The sequence below is a fragment of the Mesorhizobium sp. M2A.F.Ca.ET.067.02.1.1 genome (assembly GCF_004023285.1).
GTDB lineage: Bacteria > Pseudomonadota > Alphaproteobacteria > Rhizobiales > Rhizobiaceae > Mesorhizobium.
Genome location: NZ_RZSB01000934.1, coordinates 1 through 2,041, shown reverse-complemented (window position 1 = coordinate 2,041; position 2,041 = coordinate 1). Strand labels below are relative to the sequence as shown.

The window sequence follows — 2,041 nt, the reverse complement described above, 5'->3', positions numbered from 1 at the left end:
GCCCCAAAGAAAGGCGAAATAGACACGCTTCTCGATCAGCTGGCGAATTAATTCCCCGAACACGTGGATTTTGAAAGATTGCCGTTTGTCTTGGCGCAGGATTTTCCGTTCATGTCCGTGACATCAGCGCCGACGCCGGGGGTTGGTTGAAGCCGCCCCGACCTCGTCATTCTATGGCGGAGCAAGGAGCGAGCGACGCGGCGCAGACCATAGAATCCATTCCGTGACTTGGAAGCGCCGCCACGGTGCAGAATTCTGCTCCGTTGCACGCCTTGGCGAAGGTAACGGCATGGATTCCAGGGTCTTCGCGACGGAGCTTCGCTCCTGCTCCGCCCTGGAATGACGACGCGATAGGCGTTTCGGCCAATCTCCAAGGCGTGCCGCCTGCCTGACGCCGGCGGTACATGATCTAACGCTCATATGTGCGACCGAAAATCAAAGTGATCTCGGCCGCCGCAAATCGCCCCAATCAGGACGTTGTTCCGGCCTTGATCTGGAGAGGTTGGAGAGGTCGATGAAATTACCCATTCTTACCCTTGCCGGGACCATGCTGGCGGTGATGCCGGCGGTGGAGGCGGCGCCGATCATCGGCGTGCCGGCTGAAAATAGCCTGGTGCGGGAGGCGCATGTCACATGCGCCTATCTGACCGAGGACGGATACTGCGTTCGGCCGCACAACAAGCACCAATACTGGCGGAAACACTATTACCAGCCCGCTTATCGCACCTATGAGCCGCAGCCACGGGACGAGTATGACTGGCGCTATCAACGTCCGCGGCCGATTATCCGGGTCGTTCCAAACTACCCCCCGCGGGACGAAGATAATTGGGATGACTGGGACGATTGAGGCGCCTTGAGGCCGAGACCCTGCCAAGCGTCTCTTAGCCTCTAGTGGCCGGCATTCGGCGCCCGGGCAGCGCCTTTGCCGGCCTATCCACGAAGAGCCGAGGCTGTTCCTTCTACCGCTTCAGCGCGATGCTGATGCCGCTGAGATCGGCATTGACCTGCAGGCCGACCTGCCTGCCGGTGAGCTCGAGTTGAGCGCCCTTGTCATTGGTCATGACGATCACCTGGGCGCCCTTGCCGAGGGCCCCGCCGCCGCCGGCAGCGCCGTAGACGCCCGTCACGTCGCTTGCGCGGCGGATATGGCGCACCCTGCCCTGGAAATAGGTCTTGGAGGCCCCGAAAGCGAGGCCGCCCGAGACGCCGCCGACCGAGATCGGATAACGTTTGCCATGGAAGGTCAGCGTGCCTTCACCGCCGGAGCCGCCGATGAAGAAGGCCGCCTTGTAGACGGAAAAGCGGATCGTGCCGCTGTCGGCGTGCGCGGCGCTGGCAATGGTCACGCCCGCGGCGGCGATTGCCGCAACCGCGACGGAACGGAACCTGGACGAAATCTGCATGATGGAACTCCTCAAGGATCGCCGCTTGCCCAACCGGCCGCGCACGTTGGCTTCAAATGTATAGCTGAACCGAATTGCCCCGCCATTGGTTCCAGCCACGCGGCCCGAAATCCGGCGGTCACGAAATGGCGAGCAAGGAGGCAGAAGGCGACGTGAAAAGCACCGGCGGTGCTGGCTGGTGGAGCTGAGGGGGATCGAACCCCTGACCTCATCATTGCGAACGATGCGCTCTCCCAGCTGAGCTACAGCCCCGTTCCAGCGGATCGGCTTGTATCGGTCGCGGCCGTTTGATGTCAAGGCGAAAGACCGGGCCGGCCACAAGCGCCGTGGCCGGGGGGCCTTGCCCACTCGCCAAGCCCGCGGGCCTTGCCCGCACGGCAAGCCCGCGGGCCTTGCCCGCACGCTTAGCAATGGCTACATGTCGGCGACAATTTGGAGACCGGCATGATCGCCCTTATTCAGACCATCGTCATGGCGCTTGATATCTACTGGTGGATCATTATCGCCTCGGCGATCTTTTCCTGGCTCTACGCCTTCAACGTCGTCAATTCGCGCAACCAGTTCGTCGGCAGCGTCGGCAACATGCTCTATCGGCTGACCGAGCCGGCCCTGCGCCCCATCCGCCGCTTCATGCCCGA

General features: G+C 62.3%; 3 protein-coding genes and 1 tRNA gene. 2 read left to right on the top strand and 2 right to left on the bottom strand.

The annotated features are described in order from the left end of the window. Positions 1-514 precede the first annotated feature (514 nt). Positions 515-847 carry a hypothetical protein gene (locus EOA28_RS33915; protein WP_127253532.1) on the top strand — a complete coding sequence of 111 codons (333 nt, stop codon included), beginning with the start codon at positions 515-517 and terminating at the stop codon, positions 845-847. 112 nt (positions 848-959) lie between these two features. Here EOA28_RS33915 and EOA28_RS33910 read toward each other — a convergent pair whose 3' ends face one another. Further along, positions 960-1,403 (bottom strand): hypothetical protein, encoded by a 444-nt coding sequence (locus EOA28_RS33910; RefSeq protein ID WP_126080528.1) that lies wholly within the window; start codon positions 1,401-1,403, stop codon positions 960-962. A 176-nt stretch (positions 1,404-1,579) separates the two neighbouring features. Further along, positions 1,580-1,655 (bottom strand) — tRNA-Ala (locus EOA28_RS33905). Between the two features lie 192 nt (positions 1,656-1,847). On the opposite strand from EOA28_RS33905, the gene EOA28_RS33900 reads away from it, so the two are divergent. Further along, positions 1,848-2,041 (top strand): YggT family protein (locus EOA28_RS33900; protein ID WP_148671039.1); only part of this gene is annotated, 194 nt, incomplete at its 3' end.